1 protein-coding gene is annotated in these 1,794 nt (G+C 54.0%); it reads left to right on the forward strand.

All coding sequences use genetic code 11. The features are described 5' to 3' along the window. The first annotated feature begins 287 nt into the window (after positions 1-287). Entirely contained in the window at positions 288-1,742 is a 1,455-nt protein-coding gene (locus ABIB42_RS25840; protein ID WP_429249210.1) for a hypothetical protein, read from the forward strand. Positions 1,743-1,794 lie beyond the last annotated feature (52 nt).

Here is a 1,794-nt window from a genome sequence, read left to right on the forward strand (position 1 = left end):
GGATTGCTGAACCCAGCAATCAACTCGTTCAGCATAGCCTTTGCTCGGAATAAAGGCCAGCTACGACGAGGAATATGATCGCACGGCACTAAACACGTAATCGAGTAGAACGGACTGATCATCTGCCAAGCCTCGTACGCGGTGATGAACCACGCTGAACAATAACGTCACTCAGATCAGTTTTTAGAAGACGAGGTAGGCTTTTGAAAACGATGACATAGCGCAATAGGCATCTGTCAGAGCACCGATATCGTGTACCCGACAAATTTATCTAGAGCATATCCGCTATGGCTATCGAAGTAGCGAAAAAAATCATTACTGCCCTGCGCGAGTATTCTCGAATAGCCCAGTGCGCGGCACATATTTGCTCATTCTGTACTGTAAGCGCTACGACAAAATTTCGGATAGCAAGTTGGCGACTCCAGGCATTCAACTTAACTCGAAAAAATGGGACGTCGGCACTAACGATTTTGAGCCCTACTAAATTGTTCGCAAGTATGAGCATGCTGGTCCTGACGTTCAGCATTGCGGGCTGCGACCAGAAAGGCGCGCCTTGTGTACATCGAGGTACTGACAACATGCCACAGTATGAAGGCTGTCTTGCGCGTCATGAGACCCTAAAAATCGTCACCGAGCTTAAGCCGTTTACAGTCCTCACGATCGACTATTACAAGCCCGGCTGGGGTGGATACTACTTTTCCGACGTGCGAGAGAAATACTTCCGGATCCTGCATGACGAGCGTGTTGTCCTGGAGCGAGCAGAAGGAGTGGAGCAGTGGGAGGGCGCCGGGCGTAGCGTGCTGTTGGCGACCGTGCAAATGCTGGACGATGGCGGCCTGCATTTGCTGGACGCTGCAGCCGGTAAGCCTGTAGTGCGTCATCTTGTCACCGGCGTGAATCATTGGGAAGGAGAAAAAAACTTTGAGCACGGCTATCCGTGGGGGCCAGAACGGCGTTACCTGCCACGCCGTTACTACAGCAACGATGCCGGCTTCCTCCTTGAGCTAGATCCAATACGTCTGCATTTAATGCCGCTAGGCTCGACGGGCATCGCGGAGCCCACGATCACGACGCTGGCAGCTGTGTCACCTGACGGACGTGCTTATGCTTATGTTGACAGTCGCAACACCCCTTCAGCTATCAAAGTAGTAACGGCTGACGGTGGTCAGCGTGACCCAGTGGCACTGCCACTCACTGCGCTGGCATCAAGTGCGCCCGATGTCAGCCCCTACGAACCGCTGCGGAACTGGTTCGCCACCTCCTACAAGTGGGAAACTGATCGCACGGGCGCCTGGGATATTGTCCCACGCCAGCCGGTGCGTGCTCCCTCGAGCATGACGGATACGCTGGAAGACCTATTCACGGATTCCTTGTACGGTTACCGCCAATGTTTTGCACCAGGGAATCGGCGTTGTCTACCAGGATGGGAGCTGGCCAGGGAACCCGAGGCACTGACCGGCTTCTGCTGCAATCCGTCTGTGACCTATTCTCCAACCGAGTCAGTTATGGCATTCGACGTACGCGTAGTGGCGCTCTCGCTCCGCAGGTTAAGCGATGGTGGTGCAGGCTATGGACTAGTGGTTGAGGGGAATGCAGCCAAGCTGGTTGCAACGTTGGAGCGACGTCTGCAAAGGCGCAAGATTCCATTTGTACAGGCCAGTCGCTGTCCTAATTTAGCGACTAGCCACGAATTCTGCGAACGGACCTGTCAGAAATTCTGTGTGCGGGGCCAGAATTCGTAGTTAGATAATCGCGTTCGTGAAGCGCTCGCCGAACATGATGGCGAACTGGTTG

Origin of the sequence: Massilia sp. UYP32, from assembly GCF_050434365.1 — a bacterium.
GTDB lineage: Bacteria > Pseudomonadota > Gammaproteobacteria > Burkholderiales > Burkholderiaceae_D > Telluria > Telluria timonae.